Origin of the sequence: uncultured Spongiibacter sp. (genome assembly GCF_964011655.1) — a bacterium.
GTDB lineage: Bacteria > Pseudomonadota > Gammaproteobacteria > Pseudomonadales > Spongiibacteraceae > Spongiibacter > Spongiibacter marinus.
This window is the reverse complement of sequence record NZ_CAXGPO010000029.1, coordinates 1-22,604: the sequence shown is the minus strand read 5'-3', so window position 1 is coordinate 22,604 and position 22,604 is coordinate 1. Positions and strand designations below refer to the sequence as shown.

Here is a 22,604-nt window from a genome sequence, read left to right as displayed (position 1 = left end):
AAATCACTATGAGCAAAGCCCTAGAAATACGAGGGTTACGCAAGGTCTACGACAACGGCTTTGAAGCACTGAAAGGGATTGATTTATGTGTTGAGGAGGGCGACTTCTTTGCTCTGCTTGGCCCCAATGGCGCGGGAAAGTCGACGACCATTGGCATTATTTGCTCGTTGGTAAAGAAGACGGCGGGCTCGGTGAGTGTGTTTGGCCACTCGATCGATAACGAATTAGCGCTCGCCAAGAAAGAGATTGGCATTGTCCCTCAGGAATTCAATTTTTCGAATTTTGAAAGCGTTTGGGATATTGTCGTTAATCAGGCAGGTTACTACGGCTTGACCAGAGAGTTGGCCGAGCAGCGCGCCGAGACCTACCTTCGGCAGCTGGATTTGTGGGAAAAGCGCAACACTGCCTCACGCATGCTGTCGGGTGGTATGAAGCGCCGCTTGATGATTGCTCGCGCGCTGGTACATGAGCCGCGCCTATTGATCCTCGACGAGCCCACCGCTGGGGTGGACATTGAGCTGCGCCGTTCGATGTGGGCCTTTCTGAAGGAAATCAACCAGCGCGGCACGACCATCATTTTAACGACGCACTACCTCGAAGAAGCGGAAAGCCTGTGCCGGAACATTGCCATTATCGACAGCGGCGAAATTGCTGAAAACACGGCGATGAAGACACTGCTTAAGCAGCTTCACAGAGAGACCTTCGTGCTCGATACCAAAGAGCCGCTGCCCGATACCATTTCAATTGCGGGCTTTGAAACCCACAAAACGGATGAGCAAATGCTGGAAGTCGCGCTGGAGAAGGGCGGTTCCCTGAATGCGGTGTTTGCGGCCCTGAGTGAGCAGGGCGTTGAAGTTACCAGTATGCGTAACAAGGCGAATCGTCTTGAAGAATTATTTGTGTCGTTGTTAGCGAAGAGCTAGCGCGGCTCACTACGAGGTTATAAAACATGACAACGCGTGAACAGTGGATCGCCTTTATCACAATTGTGCGCAAGGAGATCCGGCGGTTTTTGAGAATATGGATGCAAACGCTGTTGCCGCCAGCCATTACCATGTCGCTGTATTTTATAATTTTTGGTGCCTTGATCGGCTCCCGCATTGGCGAGATGGGCGGCTTTACTTACATGGAATTTGTCGTGCCTGGCCTGATTATGATGTCGGTAATCACCAATGCCTACTCCAATGTGGTGTCGTCGTTCTTCGGGGCGAAGTTTCAGCGCTTTGTTGAGGAAATTCTGGTATCCCCGATGTCCAACAACACGGTGTTGTGGGGCTATGTGTTGGGCGGTGTGGCACGGGGCTTGTTGGTCGGCCTGATCGTCACCTTGCTGTCACTGTTTTTTACTCGCCTGCACATACAGCATATTGGCGTTACGGTTGGCATTGTGCTGATGACGTCCATCATGTTTTCGTTGGCTGGCTTCATCAATGCGGTGTACGCCAATAACTTCGATGATGTGTCGATTGTGCCGGTGTTTGTGTTAACGCCGCTGACCTACTTGGGTGGTGTTTTTTACTCGATAGATTTGCTGCCAGAATTTTGGGCAGATGTGTCGCGTTTAAATCCCATGCTCTACATCGTGAATGCCTTTCGCTATGGGGTGCTAGGGGTTTCGGATGTGAATGTGGGTACCGCTTTCTTGATGGTGGGGGTATTTACGCTGTTGGCCTATGGCTACTGCATGTATCTGCTTAACACCGGTAAGCGCTTGCGCCAGTAGGGGAGGCATTATGGGCATTCACGGGCCGCTGGGCGCGCAGGTAGACTACCCGGAGCACTATGATCCCTCTGTGCTGCATCCCATTGCGCGCAGCGAGGGGCGCCAGCGCCTCGGCATTGACGGCGCGACCCATTTCTACGGGGTAGACGTTTGGAACGCCTTTGAGCTGTCGTGGCTAGACCACCGTGGAAAGCCCCATGTTGCGGTGGGAGAGTTTCATTTTCCGGCGGCGTCACCGTTTATTGTCGAGTCAAAGTCGTTCAAGCTGTATTTAAACTCCTTCAACCAAACCGCCTTTGATTCAGAGCAAGCGGTGTTGTCGGCATTGACGGAGGATCTCAGTCAGGCCTGTGGCGCCGAGGTAAAGGTCATTTTGCACCGACCGGAGCACTGGGATAAAACCTTATGTCCCGAGTCGATGGAAGGGCAGTGCCTGGATTCGCTGGATATCGACATCAGCGATTATCAGCCAAGCGCACAATTGCTGCGCTGTGACGACGGTGAGGTCGTCGATCAGCAATACTACAGCCACCTGTTGCGATCGCGCTGCCCAGTGACGGGACAGCCGGATTGGGCCTCCGTGAGCATTCGCTGCCGAGGCCCCAAAATCGATGAAGCAAGTTTGCTGCGGTATTTGGTTTCCTTTCGCCAGCAGAACGATTTTCACGAGCAGTGTGTCGAGCAGATTTTTTGCGACATTCAGCGAGCATGCCACACAGAAACACTAACGGTCTTCGCGCGCTACTTGCGGCGTGGTGGTCTGGATATCAACCCTTGGCGGGGTAGTAGCGAGCCGGCTGAGCCGCTTAATCCGCGGGCGTTTAGGCAGTGATCTTAGGCCGGTAAGTAAATGACCGGATAGTGGTTTTAGCCGCTAATAGCGACAATCTTGTCATCGCCACAGGCCTTGTCAGGAGGTCAAATGCTCATTGCCAGTTATCTCCTCGGTTACGACGACAAAGGAAACGTGAACCACCTGGGTGTGGATCATGTTTTTCCTCGCGTAATTGATGGTGCCTGCTTTGAGTTGCACAAAATTGTTGAGGATGGGCGGGTGAGCATTTACGACCTGCTGATCTTCTTCCCTCAGGGCGAAGAGCCCAAGGACATGCTCTGCCTGCCGGATCTCCCAGAGGCGGCCGTGGCAGTACTGCTTCACGGCATTCCCCTGCCGGTGGTTGATTTTGCCTGCGGGCGCAATGTGCGCGTCGTGCTCGATTCGTCCAAGCCCACACAACACAAGCGCGACTGTGCCTAGGAGGCCTCATGTGGAAGCCTAACCGTGTGCGCAGTAAGCGCTACACCATGCATGGCCCCAGTTCGTCGGTGATGATCTGGTCAGAGCCGCGGCGCTTGGTGTATGCCGCAAATTTTGCCGCACAGATCCCTGCTGTCATCCTTCCTCTGGTAGAGAGCGACGAGCGCGCCAGCCTCGACAGTGCGACGATGCGGCGCCTGCTCAATGCCTCAGAGACATTTCGAGAGCGCTGCATAGCCGCTTCGTAAGTGCTCTTTTCCCATCAATTGTTTATGATGATCCCGTTTTTTAATTACGGGGAAATGCTGGTGTCTACTCACGCTCAACAACAGGCTTTTTGTACCATGCTTGCGATGCAAGACCGGATGAACCAGCGCGTGCATCCGCAGTGGATCGACCAGCAGTACGAATGGTACCGCGCTGTTTGGATCGAGTGCGGTGAGTTGATGGATCACCAAGGATATAAGTGGTGGAAAAAACAGGACACGGATCTCGAGCAGGTTCAGCTGGAAGTTGTCGATATTTGGCACTTCGGTATGAGCGCCTTATTCGCCGCTGGAAAATCGCACGAGGCTATTGCCGCAGAGATGCTTGCAGAGCTTGAGAATAGCGAGCAAAAGTCGACTGATGTGTTAACCGCAACAGAGGCGCTGGCCAGTCACAGCTTGGTTAGTCGTTCATTTTCGGTCGCGTTATTCAGGGATCTACTGCTGGCTGTCGGCTTGGATTTTGTCACCCTCTATCGCCAATATGTTGGCAAGAATGTCTTGAACTTCTTCCGCCAAGACCACGGCTACAAAGACGGTAGCTACATTAAAACCTGGGCGGGCAAGGAAGATAATGTCCACCTCGTGGAAGTGCTGACTGAGTTAGATAGCGACGCGGCGGATTTTGCCGACCAGGTCTATGCGGCGCTGGCATCGCGTTACCCGGGGGCGTAGATCGTGAGTCAGGACGGCTTGTCGACTTCGGCCCTGGCGCGTCAGCTGGAGCTGCCCGTGCAGCAGCTGTTTGCCACGTTAAAGGACTATGGCTGGATACGGAAAATTGACGATGGTTGGGCGCTGACCGCAAAGGGTGAATTTGAAGGTGGGCGTTACGTAAACAGTAAGCGCTATGGGCGTTATATTGTTTGGCCGCCGGCAATTATCGAACACCGCCTGTTTCAAGCGATGGAGAGTCAGCGTTTGCTGTCGGCGGCAGAGCTTGGCAAACCGCTGGGTATTTCCGCCAGGCAGACAAACCGGCTGTTGTGTGCGCTCGGTTATATCGTCTCAGGTCGCCGTGGCTGGGAGGCAAGTGGCAGTGGTCAGGCATTGGGCGGGCAAACCTGTGATAGCCCGCAAAGCGGCCAAAGCTATGTGATGTGGCCTGAGGACATGCTGGCGCATCCACCGTTACGTGAGCTCCACCGGCGCAGTCAGCGCGGTGATGATTTGCTGAGTGAGTGTCGCAGTGCTGATGGCCGTCAGTGCAGTAGCGATGCTCACCGCCAGGTTGCCAACTGGCTGTACTTTGCCGGTTTGCGCTACGCCAGTGAGCAGCCCCTGGCCGCGCCAACGGCAGGCGATGTCGACTTTTTTCTACCGGAATACCAGCTTTGCCTAGAGGTGTGGGGGGGGACTGAGCACCCCGATGTGCTGTCTGCCAGAATGGCGCGTGCCGAGATTTGCGCGCAACGCGGCATGACCGTCATCGATATTCACCCAGAAGACCTCGATGCGCTGGATGAATATTTAAGCCGCCGTCTTATCGAGGCCGGCGTTCATGTGCTGTAAACCTAGACTTCCTTATCGATAGCGGCCGCTAAGGCAAGGTCGCGGGCCGTAAGGCCGCCAGCGTCGTGACTGGTCAGGGCAATATCGACGCGGTTGTAGCTATTGCTCCAGTCGGGGTGATGATCAATTTTTTCTGCTCGCAGGGCGACGCGCGTCATAAAGGCGAAGGCGTCGACAAAATGATTGAACTCCAGCTGGCGAGTGAGTTTATCGCCTTCTAATTGCCAGTGAGGCAGCTGTTTCAATGCATCGGCGATTTCTTTATCTGTCAGTTTGACGGTCATAATTGTCAGAATCCTTGTTGCTATTATTGGCAGCTTTACTGTCTTTGCAGAATCACGCCGCATTCCATGTGGTCAGTGTAGGGGAACTGGTCAAACAGCGCGAAGGCGATTGTGTGATGTGTGCCGCGTAATTGCTCTAGGTCTCTGCGCAATGTCTGCGGATTGCATGAAATGTAGATGATGCGCTCAAAGCGGGCAATGAGCTCGCGCGTACCGGCGTCGAGCCCTGCTCTGGGAGGGTCGACAAGCACGCAGCCAATATCGTAGTCAGCGAGGTCTTTTCCTTCCATTCGCCGAAACTGCCGTTCACCATTGAGTGCGCTGGTAAATTCTTCACTCGACATACGCAGAATATCGATATTATCCAGGCCGTTGTGAGCGAAGTTTTCCCTGGCGGCTTTTACTGAGGTTTTGGATATTTCTGTGGCCAAAACTTTGCGAAAGCTGCGTGAAAGCGGGGCAGTGAAGTTACCGTTGCCGCAGTAAAGCTCCAGCAGATCGCGCTTTTCGTCGCCTCCGGCATGTGCGATGGCCCACTCGATCATTTTGCAGTTCACCTGAGCATTGGGTTGCGTAAAGCCGCCCTCGTATTGGCGATAGTGGTATTGGCTGTTGCCGATTGGGAGGGTCTCTTCCACATAGTCTTGGCCGATAACACACTTCTGTTTTCGGCTGCGGCCGATAATACTGATGCCAAGCTGCTCCGTTAAGGCCGTGGCTGCCGTCTGCCACGCGTCGTCAAGCCGCCGGTGGTAAATTAGGCTGACTAGCATGCCGCCGCTGAGGGTGCTTAGAAATTCGATCTGAAACAGGCGGTGGCGCAGCACGGGGGTACTAATGAGCTCGGAGCGCAGCACGGGCATCAGCTTGCAGATCGCCTCGCTGGCTACGGGGAAGTCGTCGACACGCAGCGGTACTTTGGGGTCGTTAGGGTCGAACATGGCATAGAACAGGTCATCATTGTCATGCCACACACGAAATTCAGCACGCATACGATAGTGCTTGGGGGAAGACGGAAAAACCTGAGGGGAGGGCAGGCCGAGATCGCCAAACAGGCTGCGACAAGCACTTACTTTTTCGTCTAATAAGTGTTGGTATTGCTCGGGCTGAATGAACTGGCTGGTCATATTGGTGGTTATCCTAAACGGCTACGATTGCGCGCAGACCAGATCTCGGTGGCTTTTGCGTAGGCTGCATCGATATCAAGTTGGGGAGTGCGAAGTTGCACGGCAATGGCAATGCTGCCTAATACGGCGTACTTGCCGTATTCACTGATGTTGTCGTCACACCACGCCTCGCGAAGGCACAGGCTGCTGAGCTCGGTTTGCCAGGTTTGGCGGCCGTCGAGCAGTTTTGGCCACTCTTGTTCGCCCAGTACGCCGTTGTGTACCGTTTTCACCTTGCAGATAGCCTCCGGCTTGCGCTCGGCCTCGCCGGCCTCGCCTTTAAATACTGCAGCATGGGGTTGCTGAAGCAGCGCAGCGGCCTGTTGGTGACTGTCGCTATAGGCGGGGTGGAAAATACTTTGCAGGGAGTGGGGCGCGGCGAAGGGGTTGATTAGCCTGGCGAGGCTATGAACCGGGGAGCGCAGTCCAAACAACTGGCGCATCTCCATCATCCGTTGCAGGCCCGGGCAGAATAAACGCAACGGCAGGTAGCAGAAATTACCTTGTTCAAGTGCCGTCGCACATTCTGAGAGGTCTTCTACCACAGGCTCGCCAAGTTCCCGCAAAAGTTGTTCGCTGTAGGCGCGGCCTGCTGTGTGGCCAGCTGCACCGTGCATCACCGTGCGAACGCCGCTATCGGCCAGCGCCAGCGCCGCCAACAGATACCAGGCTTGCTGGCGCCGTTTGCCGGCATAACTTGCCCAGTCCAGGTCCACGGAAAGTCCCGGCAAAGATAGACTGTCGCGCACCGCGTGGACGAAACCTGCGAGTTCCTCTGGGCTTTCTTCTTTCACTCGCAGCAGCATCAAAAACGCGCCGAGCTGGACGTCTTCCACCTCACCATTCAGAAGCATGGTCATGGCGCTACGCGCTTCTTCCAGCGTCAACGAGCGGGAGCCGGATTTACCCTTCCCAAGAATTCGCACATATTGTGCGAAGGGGTGTTCAGTCATAACAGGCCTTTGTTTCCAGGGCGTGCGCTCATGGTGTGGGAGCCGCCCAGATGATGGTTGCACAGAGGGGGAATTTTACCAGCTGAGGCAGTGTCTGTACCGGGTGCACAGTGTAACGAGTTGTGAATAGTTGATGCTTACCGCCTCTGGGTGGCCTTGGTCGCCGAGTTGATAATGTTCTTGCGCGCGTTCAAGCCCGCTAGATTGCGCGTGTTGCGCCGCGAGAGTATTCAGGTAAACCACGACATCACCGCAGGCAATGCACGGTAGGGCGCGTTCCAGGCTGTCGTTAGCCTGTAATAGGTGTAGCGTGGTCAAAAGCTGAGTGCCTTTTCTTCACTGGCAATAAGGGTTTGCAGCGCCGAATCGCTCAGTTCGGTTACCTCAATGCCAGTCGCGTGAGTTGCGGTGGTCGTGGCGCCTTTGGTGTAGATTCGGGTGAGGCCGAATTCCTCGAGTTGCGAGCAAAGCGGCGGATTTGCGCAGAGCGAAGCGAAAACATCAGGCCACAACACAAACTGAACGTCTTGGCCAAACACGAGGGCAGTGAGCGCCAAGTCGCAGGCGTGTTGAAGTGTGTGGTTTTGGCTCACTAGCAGCAACATGGTCTACCCCGAAAATCGCAGACTGCGTTGTGCGCGGCTGTCTTGCTCGAGCCAGTAGGCCAGCCCGGCTATCGCACAGTGTTCGGGCAGCTTCTCGGGCGTCAATCCTCGTGCGTTGGCGCTATTGCTACAAAGGCTGAGCTCGGTACCTGCGCGCTCAGCGATGGCTTGCCACTGTTCTAGTTCTGAGGCCGAGTCGGGGTCGGACATTGCCAGTGCAACACTCTCGCCACTGAAAAAAATACAGCCTAACTCATGCCCGGCGGCAAGCAGCGCTTCGCAGAAGCCAATAGCGTGTGGGGTATTGCCCTTTGCGTTGACACCGTTGAGCATAATGGCAAAGCGCATAGTAAAGAATGGTCAGTTGCTGAGTAGAGATAAGGCCCCACCTGAAAGTGGGGCCGAAACGGGGCTTAATCGTCGCCGCTGAATACACCCAGTAGGTGCAGCAGGTGTACGAATAGGTTGTAGATATCCAGGTACAACGCAACGGTGGCGCGAATATAGTTTGTTTCACCGCCGTGGATAATACGGCTGGTATCAAACAGGATCAGGCCAGACATAATGAACACGGCCGCTGCCGATATCGCCAAAGACGCCGCTGGCACCTGAAAGAAGATGTTGGCAATACTCGCCACGACAATAACAAGCAGGCCGACCATCAGGAATCCGCCGAGGAAGGAGAAGTCCTTACGAGTGGTCAGTGCATAGGCTGACAGGCCGAAAAACACCAGCGCTGTGCCGCCTAGGGCTTGCATTACCAGCTCAGGGCCATTGGGAAGTGCCAGATAGGCGCTTAGCATAGGACCCAGTGCCGCACCCATAAGCGCAGTAAACACAAAGGTTGCAATCAAGCCCTTGCCGGAGTTTGCTGTGGCATTGACAACAAACAGCATTACCAGACCGCCAAGTGACAGGCCCAGGGCTGCACCGCGCCCAAGTTCCATAGCCATTGCCAAACCGGAAAACAGCGCACTATTGAGCAGGGTTAGCCCCAGCAACATATAGGTGTTGCGCAGAACCTTACTAACCTCAACGGCGGGGGCCGTGGTAGTGGACTGAAAAACCGCTTTTTCTTGCATGATTGACTCCGTTGTTAAAAGCATCATCTCACCAAATGATACGCACTAGACACGACTTTGGAAACTTGAAACGCAGCTATTTTTGTACTTGAGAGTGATTCGAGGCGAGGAGGGAGGAAATCCGTGCAATGTCTACCACGGGGCTGGCTTATTGGCTTGGTAAGCCATTGAAAAGCCCGCTTAAACGTCGTGGAATAGGATATTACTGAAGGTTTTCATTCTCCACTCGCCCGCTGCCGCGAGGCTATGAATATCAGGCCACTGTTGCTGGGCTGTTGGTAAAAGGCACTTTTCATGTGTTTTTGTGAGCGTAGTAGACCGAGCGGTACCAGGCGACTACTGAGGCGGGAGCGGTGATAAGCCCGTACTGCCAGGAAATGTCGTTAAACCCGCCTTCAAAAAATAACATTTCTAGCTCGATGGCCACGGCTTGAATGACGACAAGAAACAATAATAGCGATGCCGGTAGCCGCAGGGCGAATATGCCGCAAATCAGCAGTAAAATGGCCCCGCCAGCCAAGGCCGGGACTAGTGCAACCACAAAACTGAGCCCGGCTATATAGAGCAGCTCCAACCCGATCGATCGTGCGGCGATGGCTACGAGACCCGCATGGGCAAACGCCGCGAACACCGCCGTAGCCATGGCCGCAGGAAAGAGTTGATGAAGGTATGATGCCGTCAGGCCGGCGGGCCTTTGTCCTTCACTCGAAATCATTGGTGATTCCCTTCGTTAGCGTGTCGAGGCCCGGCGTTAACTGCTCTGCCTAATCGCCGGCAATGGCAGTGATGCTCGACACTACATTCGTTTGCTATGGTAGCGTCAAACATTGCTCGCGTCGCTGTCGGTCGTCTGTCGCGAGAGGCCACCCGAATAGTCGAAAAGGCGGTTGGCCGGAAGTCGCTCGGTCTGGGCTGCGTAAAGGGGAGAGGTTGGTGGATGAAATATTGTGTAATCGCGGTCGTATTGATGCTAGGAATGGCGTGTTATGCCGAGCCTATTTGTGATTTCCCGAAAGAGCATTGTGTGTCCCAGGCGGCGTTTGATGATGCGGAGTCGAGTCTAGCCGGTACCCTGACGTTGATTCAGGCGAAAATTGACGATAATGGCTTTGAGGATTTTTTAGTCGAACGAGAGGAGATCAAGCACAGCCTAATTCAGGGCCAAGCTGCCTGGCAGAATTATCGGGACCAACATTGTGCAGCGGTCTTTCGGTTAATGAGTGGGGGTAGCTCCCGGCACGTGGACGAACTTAGTTGCCTGACAGACCTCACTAACGCGCGGGTGCGCCAGCTGCAGGAGCTCTACGAAGTACAGTGATAATAGGGTGATGTCGGGCAGCCTTATTTTGGCGTGTCGAGTACCTGCCATTTCTCCGTCGATGTAGCGCGTCGAACCTGCCAGTTTTCCCCATCCTGACTGCGGTAGGCCGCGTAAGTGGTGCAGCAGCCTCCTGCACCCAAGGCCTGCGTGCCGATTTCAATTTGAATGTACTTGCCGTCAAACGCGAGTTGTTCTCTCACGCATTGTTGCGGCAAAAAATACGGGGCGGGTTTGAATAGCAGACTCCAGCGCGGTGCTGCGCCCTCGGCGTCTGTCAGCCGGTATACCTTGCAGTCTTTTATGCCAAAAGACACGGCCTTGCCGTGCGCCAGAGGTAGCTTCACAGGCGGTGTCGTGAAGTTTGCCGTGACATTGACGCTGTGCGACGGCTCGCTATCTGGTGGTAGCGAAAACCCCAAACAGAGGGAGGAGAAAAGTGCAAAACCGAATGATGTGACGCTGAGTGCGATCCAACGCGACTGAGCAAGCGATAGGGCGATTGTCATAGTTCCAGCTGCCTCAACGTTGACCGTTCTTGCACCTTCCTTCCGAATGCGGCCAGTTTTGATCAGGCTACTTGCTGCCCAATGTGATTTTCGCGTCGATGGCGCGCTTTAATCGCTCAGTGAGCGAATAAAGTATATCCGTAGAGGGTGTTAGTGCCGAGCTAAGCGAAAATAAAAAGTGCCCAGTTGCGCTGGGATGACGTTCCAAGTCGGGCTTTCAGTGCGATACAGGAGCAGAAGAGGGCGGTGAATACTGAGAAAGAAATGGCGGAGGGGCAGGGATTCGAACCCTGGGACGGTCGCCCGTCGCCGGTTTTCAAGACCGGTGCTTTCGACCACTCAGCCACCCCTCCGGAGAAGCCCGAGATTATACCTAGGTTTGTTTCTGAAACAAGCGTATTTCTAAAAAAGACTTATAAATCAGATGGGTGTGGCTAAAAATTAGGCAAAAAAAGCCCGGCATTTGCCGGGCTTAGGTGAGATATCGTCAAACTTAGTTCCGGGGGTCGTTGGCCGCTCTTGGCAGCTTCGGACGATCCGGGTTAGGTTGCGCCATAACACTGGCGTCTAGCACTGGCGCTTGCGGTTGCGCCGTGGTGATATCCACAGTGCCAACCGGGCTGGGTGCAACGCGCGGATCGTTGGCGGCTCTGCCTTGTGGCTTGGCAACGCTGCTGGGAGCGGCGGGTGACGGCGCGGCATTAGGCTCGCTCGCTACAATCGGCGCTTCGGGCTCTGATGCTGTTTCAGCCGCTGTATCCGGTGCTGACGGCTCAGCCGGTGCTTCAGCGGCTGGTTCGACGTCCTGCGCCGGCATATCGGACGGTGGTGTCGCTTCAGTCTCCGCTACCTCGGCTTCGGCTGCGCTGTCTTCCGTCGCTGTCGGTTCGGCCTCTTCATTGCGCTTGGCTGGCGCCGGCTCGTTTTCAGTAACGGCGCTTTCAGTTGCCTCTACCTCCACTGAGTCGTTGCTGACGGTGTCCTTCACGTCTGCAGCCGGGGCAGTGGGCGCAGTAGCTTGGTTCGGCGTTTCCTCGCTGCGGGGGGCGGGAGCCTCAGCCGCTGTGGTGGGCGCCTCTGTCGTCGGAGCCGCTTCAGTGTTTACCTTCGCATCCTCTGCAGTCTCCTCAGCAACAATACTGTTGCGTGCCTCTTCCGGCAAAGCATCTACGGGTGCGGCACTGCGTTTACGTTCCTGGGGGCCGCGAGGGCGGCGGTTGCCGCGGCGACGCGGGCGATTGTTTGACTCATTGCCGTTGTTATCGCTGTCGGCCTGATCGTTTTCCGGCTTGCGCGTGTCGTTGCTGGGCTTGTCATTGCCTTTGTTCGCCGCCGTATTGTCGCGATCATTGCGATTACGGTTGCGATTGCGGTTGTTGTTGCGGCTATCGCTGCGATTGTCACCGCGCTCGTCATTGCGCTTATCGCGGTTTTGCTTGTTGCCGCCGCGTTCGCTGTTCGCTTTCGCTGTGTCGCTGTCACCACCTTGGTTGTTGCGATTGCGCTGGTCGTTGGGGCGACGATTGCGGTTGCGGTTCTGGCCACCGCGGTTGTTGTTGCGGTTCTGACCGCCGCGGTTGTTGTTGCGGTTGCGATTATTGGCGCGGCGTGGTTCAGGAGTGGGCTCGGGTTCAGGCTCTTCGCCTTTAAAGAAGGCGGCGATACTTTTACCCAGCTTGCTGAAAAAGCCTTCCTCATCCGCCTTTTGCTCAGCAGGCTTATTGTCGGCGGGTTTGTCGCTTGCCGGCGAGGGTGCTGGTGCCGGTGTTTTGGGTGCCAATGTGCGAACCACCGCAGCCGGTGCGGCGGCGGGCGCTTGTGGGGCCTTGATTTGCTCGTCTTCACTTTCCGCTTCAGCGGCAATTTTGTAGCTGACCTCGGCATCGCCGTCGATGTCGCTCTCGCGCAGGCGGGCTACCTCGAAATGTGGTGTGTCCAGGTGTGGGGCGGGGATCACTACCACACGTACGTTACTGCGCTGCTCGATGTCGTGTATCGCTGTGCGCTTTTCGTTCAGCAGATACGAGCCAACATTGACAGGAACAATGGCGCGAATTTCGGCGCTTTTCTCTTTATTCGCTTCTTCTTCAACGAGGCGAAGAATCGACAGGGCGAGGGATTTGGTGTCGCGAATAGTGCCCTGGCCGCTACAACGTGGGCAGACTTTGGCACTGGTCTCGCCCAGTGAGGGGCGGAGGCGTTGGCGTGACATTTCAAGCAGGCCAAAGCGGGAGATCCGCCCGGTTTGGATGCGGGCGCGGTCCGTTGCCATGGCATCGCGGACCCGGTTTTCCACTTCGCGTTGGTTTTTGGCTGCCATCATGTCGATAAAATCGACAACGATCAGGCCGCCGATATCACGCAGTCGCAACTGGCGGGCAATCTCGTCAGCTGCTTCAAGGTTGGTTTGCAGCGCTGTTTCCTCGATATCGCCGCCCTTGGTTGCTCTGGCAGAGTTAATATCGATGGAGACGAGTGCCTCTGTTGGATCGATAACGATAGAGCCGCCGCTGGGGAGCTGAACCTCGCGCTGAAAAGCCGATTCAATCTGGGACTCTATCTGGTAGCGGTTGAACAGGGGAACTTGGTCTTGGTAGTAGCGCACCTTGTTTTTAAAGTGCGGCATCACCTGTTCAACGAAGTGCATCGCTTCGTTGTAGGATTCTTCGGAATCGATCAAGACCTGGTCGATATCGTCGCGCAAATAGTCGCGAATTGCGCGGATAATAACGTTGCTTTCCTGAAGGATAAGCACGGGTGCCTTGCGTTCTTCGCCGGCTTGCTGAATGGCTGACCACAGGTGAAGAAGGTAGTCTAAATCCCACTGCAGTTCTTCCGAGCTGCGGCCGATGCCCGCTGTGCGAACAATGACGCCCATGCTGTCTGGGATGTTGATGCTGTTCAGCGCATCGCGCAAAGCGGCGCGCTCTTCTCCCTCAATGCGACGAGAAATACCGCCGGCACGGGGATTGTTTGGCATCAGTACCATGTAGCGGCCGGCGAGGCTGATAAAGGTTGTGAGCGCAGCACCTTTATTGCCGCGCTCCTCTTTTTCAACCTGGACGATAACTTCGGTGCCTTCTTTTACAAGGTCCTTGATTTTCGCACGGCCGGAAACGTCAGAAGGGTTGCGGTAGAAATATTCTTTGGAAATTTCTTTGAGGGGAAGAAAACCGTGACGTTCGGCGCCGAAGTCGACAAAAGCGGCTTCTAAGCTGGGTTCAACGCGGGTAATTTTACCCTTGTACACGTTGGCTTTTTTCTGGACGCGGGTACGGTTCTCGATATCCAGGTCGTAAAGGCGTTGCCCGTCTACGAGGGCAACACGCAACTCTTCTGGCTGAGTTGCGTTAATAAGCATTCTTTTCATGAGCTATCAAATCCCAAAAGCCGGGATCTGTCGGGCCGCTCACGTGATTGAGCATCTATAAGCGTTGCAATGAGTCGATTGGGCCTTATGGGCGCCGGGGCCGTTTTCGGCCAGCGTTCTCATTGTGTGCGGCATGGTCGTTTGTTGCCGCGCTTTTCTCGGCGCGATTGTTCACGCGCTGGTCGTCGTTCGTCTAATACGGTAGGCGCAGGGTATACGCGCCAAATATCGGTAACGTCTATTCGTACGTCGCTTTTACAGAGTTCTATCACATCTACGGTGCCGGCAAATCTCGGCAGCACAATGTTTTATGTACCGGCACTACGCTAAAATGCCGCCGGTACACTGTTTGTTCACGTGGTGAGGCGCTGCCAAATTCCCTATGGCGATATCTGCCTCTGTAGACGGTTGGCGGTTTTCCCTTGCAACACAGCCCTGCTGTGGCGGGAACCGGGCCCAACGGCTACGCGTTGGAATATAGCAGTATTCAGTAGTTGTCTCAATGATTTACCGAGGTTTTGAGTGAGTTCAGACGGATTAGTTAATCCCGCAGTGCGGTTTGTCACCGTGACTGACGATTTTGCCGGGCAGAGGCTGGATAACTTTTTAATGAGAGAGTTAAAAGGTGTTCCTAAGTCTAAGATTTATAACATTTTACGCCGTGGCGAAGTGCGAGTGAATAAATCGCGGGCTAAGCCGGCATACAAGCTCATGGCGGGGGATGTGTTGCGCATTCCGCCTGTTCGGTTGGCGCAACGCGAGACGGTGCCTGTGTCGACTTCGCTGGCAACGCGGATCCGAGATGCGGTGATCTACGAGGATGAGGGCTTGATGATAGTCAATAAACCCTCGGGATTGGCGGTGCATGGCGGCAGTGGAGTGTCGATGGGCCTGATTGAATCTCTGCGCCAAATATACCCGGAGTGTCGGCATTTGGAATTGGTTCACCGCCTTGATCGCGACACCTCAGGCTGTGTCATGGTTTCGAAAAAAAGAGGCGTTCTTAAGGAATTGCATCAACTTCTTCAGAAAAAACATGCGGTCGATAAGCGTTATCTTGCGCTGGTGGGCGGGAGTTGGCCTGTGCGCAAAAACCAGGTGAATGTACGACTGCAGAAAAATGTGCTGCAGTCCGGTGAAAGGATGGTTCGTGCAGGTATTGAGGGAAAGGTCTCGCTCACCGAATATCGGCTGCTCAAGCGTATTGAGGGTGCAAGCTTGGTGGAGGCCAGACCAATTACCGGGCGCACCCATCAAATTCGCGTTCACTGCCAGTACGCCGGCCACCCGATCCTTGGCGACGATAAATATGGGGACGACGCCGCGAATCAGCGTTTTCGGGAAAAGGGGTTAAAGCGTTTATTTCTGCATGCCCATTCGTTGTCTTTCACTTTGGGTGAAAGGAAGGTCTCGGTGGAAGCGCCTCTGCCAAGTGACCTACAAAAAGTTCTAGAAAGCGAGGGTAACTAGCCGTCATGCTTATTATTTTTGACTGGGATGGGACGCTGCTCGATTCATCTGACAAGATCGTGGCGTGCATGCGCCAGGCCGCTGCCGACTGTGGCGTGGCGCCGCCGAGCCCGGCGGAGGTGCGCGATATTATTGGCTTGGAATTGAGTCGCGCGATTGCGATTCTTTTTCCTTCGAAGTCTCCAGAGGGTGTCACCGAGATTCGCGATGCCTACGCACGGCGTTTTGTGGAGGCTGATCGCCAGCCATGCTCGTATTTTGACGGGGTTGAGCGTGGTTTGCGGCGCTTGCACGCGGCGGGCCATCAGTTGTGCGTGGCAACGGGCAAAAGTCGCAAGGGCTTGAACCGGGTATTCTCGCACTTGCCGGAGGCCGCGCTGTTTACTGCCAGTCGCTGCGCCGATGAAACGGCGTCAAAGCCAGATCCGTTGATGTTGCGTGAATTGTGTGAGGCCCTGAGTGTCGCGCCGCATGACGCGGTCATGGTCGGCGATACGGAGTACGACCTGGAGATGGCTCATCGCTTTGGTATGCCGTCGATAGGTGTTAGTTACGGCGTGCATCATCCTGATCGCCTAAAGCGGTGGGGGCCTCGCGCCATTATTGACCATTTCGATCATCTGGATGCGGCGCTGCCGCGCTAAGTTAGGCTCGCGCGGCAGGGTTGCCTAGGGGAGGGCGTAGCCCTCTTTGGTCAGAAAATCCACCAAGCGTATGAGCGGTAAGCCAATCAGGGTATTGGGGTCGTCGCCGCTCAGGCGCTCAAATAAACTAATGCCCAAGCCCTCCATTTTGAAGCCGCCGGCGCAGTCGAACGCGGGCTCTTTGTCCACGTAGCGAGTGATCTGGTCGGTGGTCAAGGGGCGAAAATGGACGGTAAATGTTTCTACGCAGTTCTGCTGGCGGCCGCTTTGGCTGTTAATTAGGCATAGGCCGGTGTGGAAGTGCAGCGTTTTGCCGGAGCAAGCTTGAAGTTGCTCAATGGTTTGGTCCCGGTCGCCGGGCTTGCCCAGCGCGATGCCGTCGAGGTCTGCAACCTGATCACTGCCAATAACTAGGGCGTCTTTGTGCTGAGTGGCCACGTGGGCGGCTTTCTGCCGCGCTAGGCGCAGCGCGGTCTCTGCGGGCTTTTCCGTATTTAATGGTGTTTCGTCGATATTTGGAGCGTGACACTCGGCTTGTATGCCGAGTTGGCTGATTAATTGCTGGCGGTAGCGCGAGCTAGAGGCGAGTACGATCCTGGTTGGGCTGGCCATTAATGCGGGGTCCGGTCAGAGCTTTTGGCCAGTTTAGCAGAATCCCGGCCGCCAATTTGCGAGGGCTTGGGGGAAGTGGCTTGCCCGCGATTCTTGTGTGGGTGAAATGGCGGCGTAAGCGCCTAAAAATACGGCATTTTGCTTTGACATCGCCCAGTCAAATCCCTATGATTGCGCGCTTATGCAAAGACAGCCCCTGCCTAAGCAGCTGGATGCGAGGAAACTCTGCATCAGCGCTGCGGAAATTTGCGCGAAGATCAGCGTAAGCGAGTTACCCCGTTTTGCGGCGGGACTGGCTTCTGATAACGGCGAAGTACTGGCCGATATCAAGCTGTATCGAGATGAACAGGGGTTTTACCGAGTGGATGGGAAGGCTCGTGCCGCAGTCGAAGTGAGCTGTGAGCGCTGTTTACAGGCCATGCCTATCGAAATTGCGGCGGAATTTGCTCTCGCTATAGTGTGGACCGAGGAGCAGGCCAAAGCTTTGCCGAAGTCATTGGATCCGGTGATTTTGGGTGAGGAGCTACTGGCGCTCGACGAGTTATTGCAAGACGAGCTGATTATCAGCACGCCTTTCGTTAGCTACCACGATATAGACGATTGCAAAACCACTGCACCAACTGACTATCCCGCGCCGGAAGGCGCCGGAATTGAAGAGAAGGGCGAGTCGCCTTTTTCTGTACTGGGGTCATTAAAACCCCAAGATTAAGTGAAGAGGAATTGTTGAGCCATGGCTGTTCAGAAAAGCAAGAAGACCCGTTCTCGTCGCGGCATGCGTCGTTCACACGATGCACTGTCTAGCGCAGCGCTGTCAGTAGACCAGACTAGCGGTGAAAAGCATCTGCGCCATAACGTTACCGCTGACGGTTTCTTCCGTGGCCGTAAAGTAGTCGCTGGTAAAGACGACTAACATTTGCGTGGCATCACTGCGGCTAGCCGTTGATGCAATGGGCGGAGACTTCGGTCTCCGCTCTACGATTCCCGCCTCCGTTCTCGCACTGAACGAGAATTCAGAACTTCATATCACGCTAGTAGGCGACGAGCCCGCTATTCGTGCTGCCCTGGCTGATTCCAGAGCGCCCCTCGACCGCTTATCTATTGTCCATGCGCCGGATGTTGTGCTGATGGAAGATAAACCCGCGTCGGCACTTCGAACAAAACGCCAGTCATCCATGGCGATCGCTTTAGAGCTGCTTCGTGATGGCCAGGTGTCAGCGGTACTTAGCGCCGGAAACACCGGCGCACTCGTGGCAATGAGTTGCATTATTGTCCAGCGCATGGACGGTATTCGCCGCCCTGCGATCTGCGCCCCAATCCCCTCCGACCACCATCACACCTTCATGCTGGATCTCGGCGCAAATGTCGAGTGCAGTGCTGAAGAACTTCGCCAGTACGCAGTGATGGGGAGTGCTTTGTGCAGCGTTGTGGATGGCAATGCCCAGCCGCGCGTTGGTTTATTGAACATTGGGGAGGAGCTGATAAAGGGGACCGCACTGATGCAGGACACGGCGGCACTGTTGAACGAGGAACCACGGCTTAACTACGTGGGCTTCGTTGAAGGAGGGGATATTTTTGGCAGTGAGGTCGATGTGGTGGTTTGCGATGGCTTTGTTGGCAATATCGCCTTGAAGGTGAGTGAAGGTACGGCGTCATTTATCAATCGAACACTGCGTGCTCAGCTGCGCGAAACCCTTCTCGGGCGCTTGGTCGGTTTATTGTTGTTGCCGGTGCTAAAGCGTTTTCAAAAGCGGCACGACCCGCGTCATTACAACGGCGCTGTACTGCTCGGGCTGAAGGGGGTGGTTGTGAAAAGTCATGGCAGCTCTGATGAAAAAGGTTTTCTAGCGGCAATCCAGCAAGCCGCTAGAGCAGTCGGCCAGGATCTACCAGCGCGCATCGCCGAGCATTTGTAGCGCGATGCGCCATTTAAAAATCAATAAGTGAATAGATAACAAAGGATGTACAACTGATGGAAGCAAAGAAGTTAGCATTCGTTTTTCCCGGACAAGGTTCGCAAAAAGTCGGCATGCTTGCCGATTTGGCGGCAGCTTTTCCCGAGGTGAAGAACACCTTTGCCGAGGCCTCTGATGCCCTGGATTACGATATGTGGGCGTTGGTTCAAGAAGGTGAGCAAGCTCAACTGAATCTGACCGAGACGACACAGCCCGTGTTGCTTACCGCTAGTGTGGCGGTGTGGCGCCTGTGGTTAGCACAGGGTGGCCTGCGCCCGTCGATGATGGCCGGGCACAGCCTGGGTGAGTTCTCTGCGCTGGTCTGTGCCGGTGCAATCGACTTTGCTGACGCCGTGCGACTGGTTCGTGCGCGTGGCCAATATATGCAGACTGCCGTGCCGGTGGGTGAGGGCGCTATGGCGGCTGTGCTGGGGTTGGATGACGCGAAAATCGAAGAGATTTGTGCGGCAACTGACGGCGTTGTTGAAGCGGTGAATTACAACTCGCCTGGACAGGTGGTTGTGGCGGGACATACCCAAGCAGTGGAAGCGGCGCTGGGTGCGCTGAAGGACGCCGGTGCCAAGCGCGCGATGTTGCTGCCGGTGAGCGCCCCTTTCCATACCTCATTGATGCGCCCAGCGGGTGAAAAGCTAGCCCAAGCCCTGGCAGAATTGACGATTAACGCGCCTGTCATTCCCGTGGTGCACAATGTTCACGCACAAACTGAAGCAAACCCGGCTCAGATCAAGGAATTGCTGACTCAGCAGATATACAGTGCGGTCAAATGGGTGTCCTGTGTGCAGACAATGACCGACTCTGGGATCGAAATGACGGTAGAGTGCGGGCCAGGTAAGGTGCTGAGTGGCTTGAATAAGCGAATTCAGAAATCGCTGCAGTGCTTGAACGTGGAGAGTCCAGAAACCCTAGAGGCCGCACTGGCTGCGGTCGCCGAATAATAAGGAAGTCGTTGTATGAGTGATAAAGTTGCATTGGTGACCGGAGCAAGTCGCGGTATTGGGCGGGCAATCGCTCTGGCACTAGGCGAGGCAGGTTGCACCGTCGTTGGCACGGCTACATCGGAGTCAGGCGCAGAGTCAATATCTGCAGGCTTCGCTGAGCAGGGCGTGACGGGATGCGGAATGGTATTGGATGTTGCGTCATCACAGTCAGTGGACGCCGTGCTTAAGGCTATTGGTGAGCAATACGGTGTACCCACCGTACTGGTGAATAACGCCGGTATTACCAAAGACAATATTATGATGCGAATGAAAGAAGAGGAGTGGTTCGATGTCATCGACACTAATCTCAACTCTCTTTATCGCATTGCAAAAGCCAGCCTGCGCGGCATGACTAAGGCGCGCTGGGGGCGAATTATCAATATCAGCTCTGTTGTGGGCTCAATGGGCAATGCCGGTCAGGCCAATTACGCCGCGGCAAAGGCCGGAATGGACGGCTTTACTCGAGCGCTTGCCCGGGAGATTGGTTCTCGTGGAATCACGGTGAACAGCGTAGCGCCGGGGTTTATTGATACGGACATGACGAAGAAATTGCCCGAGGAACAGCGTGAATCCCTTGCGGGGCAAATTCCTCTGCAGCGCCTGGGACAGCCTGAGGAAATTGCGGCCGTTGTCGCGTTTTTGGCGAGTGATGCCGGGGCTTACATTACGGGTGAGACAATTCATGTAAATGGCGGTATGTATATGGCGTAAACATTTGAAAAATAGGGCTTTCTTTCTAGAAATGTCGAATTTTTCTGTTTTAGCTATGCACAAGCGTCGGTAGTCGATGTAGAATTAGCGTCCAAGTGCTGGGCCGTACGCATCACTATTTTCGGTGAACGACTGAGTTGCCCTAGGGTGAGTCAGGCGCTCCAAACTTTAAAAATTAATTAGGAGTCATTTAGGACCATGAGTAGCATTGAAGAACGCGTCAAGAAAATTGTGGCAGAGCAACTCGGTGTTAAGGAAGACGACGTGCAGGAGTCTGCCTCTTTTGTAGAAGATCTGGGCGCAGATTCTCTGGATACCGTTGAGCTGGTAATGGCCCTTGAAGAGGAATTTGAAACTGAAATTCCCGATGAAGAAGCCGAGAAGATCACAACTGTGAAGCTGGCGATCGATTACATCAAAGAAAATCTGCAGTAAGTTTTCTGCACAGGCGGGAATTCCCGCAAGGAAAAAGCCGTTTCTATGAACATAGAGCGGCTTTTTTTATGCCTGAAGATAAAGTTTGCGCGCAGATTGCGATAGTATTCTGCCGGTAAAGGCGGTAGCTCGGTATCAGATAGCCAGTTTCTGTAGGGGTAGCGAGCATAGAAAATAGGTAGTTGGAGGTATTCATGTCAAAGCGCAGAGTGGTGGTAACTGGATTGGGGATGGTGAGCCCACTCGGTAATTCCGTTGCAGAAAGCTGGCAGCAGATTCTCGAGGGGCGCAGCGGGGTTGCCGAAATAAATAGCTTTGACACCTCGGCGTATGCAACGCGCATTGGGGCCTCGATAAAGGATTTTTCTGTCGACGAGTATATGTCGGCGAAAGAAGCCAAGCGCTTTGATCCGTTTATCCACTATGGCATTGCGGCAGCAGAGCAGGCCTTAAGTGACTCTGGGCTGGCGATACAAGACGACAATGCGCATCGTGTAGGAACAGCCATTGGTTCTGGTATCGGCGGTATCGGCTTGATTGAAAAAAGCCGGATGACCATCGAGGAGAGTGGCCCGAGAAAGCTGTCACCGTTCACGGTGCCAGGCGCGATCATCAATATGGTGGCGGGCCTGATGGCGATCCGCCACAACCTTCAGGGGCCAAGCATCGCGATCACCACCGCGTGCACCACGGGTACCCACAATATTGGTATGGCGGCGCGCATGATCGCCTACGGCGATGCCGATGCGATGCTTGTTGGTGGTGCCGAGATGGCAACCACGCCGGTTGGCTTGGGCGGCTTTGCCGCAGCGCGGGCAATGTCGACGCGCAACGATGACCCCCAGGGCGCAAGCCGCCCTTGGGACAAAGAGCGCGATGGCTTCGTATTGGGCGATGGTGCGGGCATGCTAGTACTGGAGGAACTTGAGTCTGCTAGGCAGCGCGGCGCGACGATTTACGCTGAGTTGAGCGGTTTTGGCATGAGCTGCGACGCCTTTCATATGACCTCTCCACCAGAAGACGGCCGCGGTGCGTTAGCGGCAATGCAAGCGGCATTGAACGATGCCCAAAAAGATGCCGCGGTACTGGATTATATCAATGCACACGGCACCTCCACGGTGGCGGGCGATGTTGCAGAAAGCCGGGCGATAGAGCGTTTAATGGGGCCGGCGGCTGATGCGGTGGCGGTAAGCTCCACCAAATCAATGGTTGGGCATCTACTGGGCGCGGCTGGCGCTGTTGAGGCGATATTCTCGGTGCTCGCCATTCGCGATCAGGTGGCGCCGCCGACCATAAATCTACAGGCGCCGGATGAGGGGTGTACCCTGAATTACGTTCCCAACGCTGCCCAGCAGCGCCGGATTGAGCACGCTATGTCGAATTCGTTCGGTTTTGGTGGCACTAACGGCAGCTTGCTTTTCAGTCGCTATCAAGGCTGAGTTGGCGCTCTCGGATGGTAGATAAACAGGCCATTTTTAACGGCAAGCCCTGTGATCGATCTTTAGTGGCGAATCGAGGTATGGCCTATGGCGACGGCCTGTACGAAACCCTATTGGTGAATGATGGTAAGCCGTTGTGGCTGGACGAGCACCTGGCGAGACTGTTATCCGGTGCGACGCGCTTGCAGTTAGACATCGATAGCACGGCCTTGCTCGAGGACGTTCGCGCAATCTGCGCGCCGGTAAAAGGTAGGCGAGTCCTTAAAATTCTGTGCTTTCGCCGTAGTGGCGGGCGCG

28 protein-coding genes and 1 tRNA gene are annotated in these 22,604 nt (G+C 55.0%); 18 read left to right on the top strand and 11 right to left on the bottom strand.

Features of this window, described 5'->3' with window-relative positions; translation table 11 throughout:
* The first annotated feature begins 8 nt into the window (after nucleotides 1-8).
* From ABNS66_RS12235 to ABNS66_RS12205, 7 genes are all read left to right on the top strand, one after another.
* Nucleotides 9-923, top strand: a complete 915-nt coding sequence (locus ABNS66_RS12235; protein WP_286837946.1) for an ABC transporter ATP-binding protein — start codon at nucleotides 9-11, stop codon at nucleotides 921-923.
* 26 nt (nucleotides 924-949) lie between these two features.
* Nucleotides 950-1,723: an ABC transporter permease gene (locus ABNS66_RS12230; protein ID WP_027873819.1), complete on the top strand. Its 774-nt coding sequence runs from the start codon at nucleotides 950-952 to the stop codon at nucleotides 1,721-1,723.
* 10 nt (nucleotides 1,724-1,733) lie between these two features.
* Nucleotides 1,734-2,555: an NADPH-dependent 7-cyano-7-deazaguanine reductase QueF gene (queF, locus tag ABNS66_RS12225; RefSeq protein ID WP_286837948.1), complete on the top strand. Its 822-nt coding sequence runs from the start codon at nucleotides 1,734-1,736 to the stop codon at nucleotides 2,553-2,555.
* Nucleotides 2,556-2,645: 90 nt separating this feature from the next.
* Nucleotides 2,646-2,981 carry a hypothetical protein gene (locus ABNS66_RS12220; RefSeq protein ID WP_286837950.1) on the top strand — a complete coding sequence of 112 codons (336 nt, stop codon included), beginning with the start codon at nucleotides 2,646-2,648 and terminating at the stop codon, nucleotides 2,979-2,981.
* An 8-nt stretch (nucleotides 2,982-2,989) separates the two neighbouring features.
* A complete protein-coding gene (locus ABNS66_RS12215; protein ID WP_027873816.1) occupies nucleotides 2,990-3,229 on the top strand; it encodes a hypothetical protein in 240 nt (79 codons plus the stop codon).
* A gap of 96 nt (nucleotides 3,230-3,325) precedes the next feature.
* Complete coding sequence (locus tag ABNS66_RS12210; protein ID WP_204996585.1) at nucleotides 3,326-3,922, top strand: dUTP diphosphatase; 597 nt, start codon at nucleotides 3,326-3,328, stop codon at nucleotides 3,920-3,922.
* A 3-nt stretch (nucleotides 3,923-3,925) separates the two neighbouring features.
* Nucleotides 3,926-4,759 carry a hypothetical protein gene (locus ABNS66_RS12205; protein WP_286695656.1) on the top strand — a complete coding sequence of 278 codons (834 nt, stop codon included), beginning with the start codon at nucleotides 3,926-3,928 and terminating at the stop codon, nucleotides 4,757-4,759.
* Nucleotides 4,760-4,761: 2 nt separating this feature from the next.
* Here ABNS66_RS12205 and ABNS66_RS12200 read toward each other — a convergent pair whose 3' ends face one another.
* From ABNS66_RS12200 to ABNS66_RS12170, 7 genes are all read right to left on the bottom strand, one after another.
* On the bottom strand, nucleotides 4,762-5,043 hold the full coding sequence (locus tag ABNS66_RS12200) for a 4a-hydroxytetrahydrobiopterin dehydratase (RefSeq protein WP_204996428.1): 282 nt from the start codon (nucleotides 5,041-5,043) through the stop codon (nucleotides 4,762-4,764).
* 35 nt (nucleotides 5,044-5,078) lie between these two features.
* Nucleotides 5,079-6,170 (bottom strand): tRNA (uridine(54)-C5)-methyltransferase TrmA, encoded by a 1,092-nt coding sequence (gene trmA / locus ABNS66_RS12195; protein ID WP_286695655.1) that lies wholly within the window; start codon nucleotides 6,168-6,170, stop codon nucleotides 5,079-5,081.
* An 8-nt stretch (nucleotides 6,171-6,178) separates the two neighbouring features.
* Entirely contained in the window at nucleotides 6,179-7,162 is a 984-nt protein-coding gene (locus ABNS66_RS12190; RefSeq protein ID WP_204996430.1) for a glycosyl transferase family protein, read from the bottom strand.
* Between the two features lie 314 nt (nucleotides 7,163-7,476).
* Nucleotides 7,477-7,767: a hypothetical protein gene (locus ABNS66_RS12185; protein WP_286695653.1), complete on the bottom strand. Its 291-nt coding sequence runs from the start codon at nucleotides 7,765-7,767 to the stop codon at nucleotides 7,477-7,479.
* A gap of 3 nt (nucleotides 7,768-7,770) precedes the next feature.
* Nucleotides 7,771-8,115 (bottom strand): DsrE family protein, encoded by a 345-nt coding sequence (locus ABNS66_RS12180; protein WP_286695652.1) that lies wholly within the window; start codon nucleotides 8,113-8,115, stop codon nucleotides 7,771-7,773.
* Between the two features lie 65 nt (nucleotides 8,116-8,180).
* Complete coding sequence (locus ABNS66_RS12175) at nucleotides 8,181-8,849, bottom strand: Bax inhibitor-1/YccA family protein (protein WP_286695651.1); 669 nt, start codon at nucleotides 8,847-8,849, stop codon at nucleotides 8,181-8,183.
* 292 nt (nucleotides 8,850-9,141) lie between these two features.
* Nucleotides 9,142-9,564 carry a hypothetical protein gene (locus ABNS66_RS12170; protein WP_286837954.1) on the bottom strand — a complete coding sequence of 141 codons (423 nt, stop codon included), beginning with the start codon at nucleotides 9,562-9,564 and terminating at the stop codon, nucleotides 9,142-9,144.
* A gap of 222 nt (nucleotides 9,565-9,786) precedes the next feature.
* Between ABNS66_RS12170 and ABNS66_RS12165 the strand changes: the two genes are divergently transcribed.
* Nucleotides 9,787-10,167, top strand: a complete 381-nt coding sequence (locus tag ABNS66_RS12165) for a lysozyme inhibitor LprI family protein (RefSeq protein WP_286695649.1) — start codon at nucleotides 9,787-9,789, stop codon at nucleotides 10,165-10,167.
* A 23-nt stretch (nucleotides 10,168-10,190) separates the two neighbouring features.
* Here the strand turns inward: ABNS66_RS12165 and ABNS66_RS12160 are convergent, their stop codons facing one another.
* The 3 genes from ABNS66_RS12160 to rne form a co-directional block, all read right to left on the bottom strand.
* Nucleotides 10,191-10,676, bottom strand: a complete 486-nt coding sequence (locus ABNS66_RS12160; protein WP_286695648.1) for a hypothetical protein — start codon at nucleotides 10,674-10,676, stop codon at nucleotides 10,191-10,193.
* A gap of 265 nt (nucleotides 10,677-10,941) precedes the next feature.
* Nucleotides 10,942-11,029: transfer RNA gene (locus ABNS66_RS12155), tRNA-Ser, on the bottom strand.
* Nucleotides 11,030-11,169: 140 nt separating this feature from the next.
* A complete protein-coding gene (gene rne / locus ABNS66_RS12150; RefSeq protein WP_286837957.1) occupies nucleotides 11,170-14,046 on the bottom strand; it encodes a ribonuclease E in 2,877 nt (958 codons plus the stop codon).
* Nucleotides 14,047-14,568: 522 nt separating this feature from the next.
* Between rne and rluC the strand changes: the two genes are divergently transcribed.
* Together rluC and ABNS66_RS12140 are read left to right on the top strand one after the other, a co-directional pair.
* Nucleotides 14,569-15,516, top strand: coding sequence for a 23S rRNA pseudouridine(955/2504/2580) synthase RluC (gene rluC, locus ABNS66_RS12145; RefSeq protein ID WP_286837959.1), 948 nt, complete (start codon nucleotides 14,569-14,571; stop codon nucleotides 15,514-15,516).
* 5 nt (nucleotides 15,517-15,521) lie between these two features.
* The gene (locus tag ABNS66_RS12140) at nucleotides 15,522-16,160 is read left to right on the top strand and encodes an HAD-IA family hydrolase (protein ID WP_286695099.1); all 639 of its coding nucleotides are present in this window, start codon (nucleotides 15,522-15,524) and stop codon (nucleotides 16,158-16,160) included.
* Between the two features lie 24 nt (nucleotides 16,161-16,184).
* Here ABNS66_RS12140 and ABNS66_RS12135 read toward each other — a convergent pair whose 3' ends face one another.
* Nucleotides 16,185-16,772, bottom strand: a complete 588-nt coding sequence (locus tag ABNS66_RS12135; protein ID WP_286837961.1) for a Maf family protein — start codon at nucleotides 16,770-16,772, stop codon at nucleotides 16,185-16,187.
* 181 nt (nucleotides 16,773-16,953) lie between these two features.
* Here ABNS66_RS12135 and ABNS66_RS12130 point away from each other — a divergent pair, with 181 nt between their 5' ends.
* The 8 genes from ABNS66_RS12130 to ABNS66_RS12095 all read left to right on the top strand — a co-directional run.
* Complete coding sequence (locus ABNS66_RS12130) at nucleotides 16,954-17,481, top strand: YceD family protein (RefSeq protein ID WP_286837963.1); 528 nt, start codon at nucleotides 16,954-16,956, stop codon at nucleotides 17,479-17,481.
* Between the two features lie 21 nt (nucleotides 17,482-17,502).
* Complete coding sequence (gene rpmF, locus ABNS66_RS12125) at nucleotides 17,503-17,682, top strand: 50S ribosomal protein L32 (protein WP_022957239.1); 180 nt, start codon at nucleotides 17,503-17,505, stop codon at nucleotides 17,680-17,682.
* A gap of 7 nt (nucleotides 17,683-17,689) precedes the next feature.
* The gene (gene plsX, locus ABNS66_RS12120) at nucleotides 17,690-18,685 is read left to right on the top strand and encodes a phosphate acyltransferase PlsX (protein ID WP_286837965.1); all 996 of its coding nucleotides are present in this window, start codon (nucleotides 17,690-17,692) and stop codon (nucleotides 18,683-18,685) included.
* A gap of 56 nt (nucleotides 18,686-18,741) precedes the next feature.
* Nucleotides 18,742-19,680 carry an ACP S-malonyltransferase gene (gene fabD / locus ABNS66_RS12115; RefSeq protein WP_286837967.1) on the top strand — a complete coding sequence of 313 codons (939 nt, stop codon included), beginning with the start codon at nucleotides 18,742-18,744 and terminating at the stop codon, nucleotides 19,678-19,680.
* 15 nt (nucleotides 19,681-19,695) lie between these two features.
* Nucleotides 19,696-20,433 (top strand): 3-oxoacyl-ACP reductase FabG, encoded by a 738-nt coding sequence (fabG, locus tag ABNS66_RS12110; protein WP_286837969.1) that lies wholly within the window; start codon nucleotides 19,696-19,698, stop codon nucleotides 20,431-20,433.
* Between the two features lie 198 nt (nucleotides 20,434-20,631).
* A complete protein-coding gene (gene acpP, locus ABNS66_RS12105; protein ID WP_022957235.1) occupies nucleotides 20,632-20,868 on the top strand; it encodes an acyl carrier protein in 237 nt (78 codons plus the stop codon).
* Between the two features lie 194 nt (nucleotides 20,869-21,062).
* A complete protein-coding gene (gene fabF, locus ABNS66_RS12100) occupies nucleotides 21,063-22,307 on the top strand; it encodes a beta-ketoacyl-ACP synthase II (protein ID WP_286837971.1) in 1,245 nt (414 codons plus the stop codon).
* Between the two features lie 14 nt (nucleotides 22,308-22,321).
* The coding region (locus ABNS66_RS12095) for an aminotransferase class IV (RefSeq protein ID WP_348655336.1) at nucleotides 22,322-22,604 on the top strand (283 nt) is incomplete at its 3' end.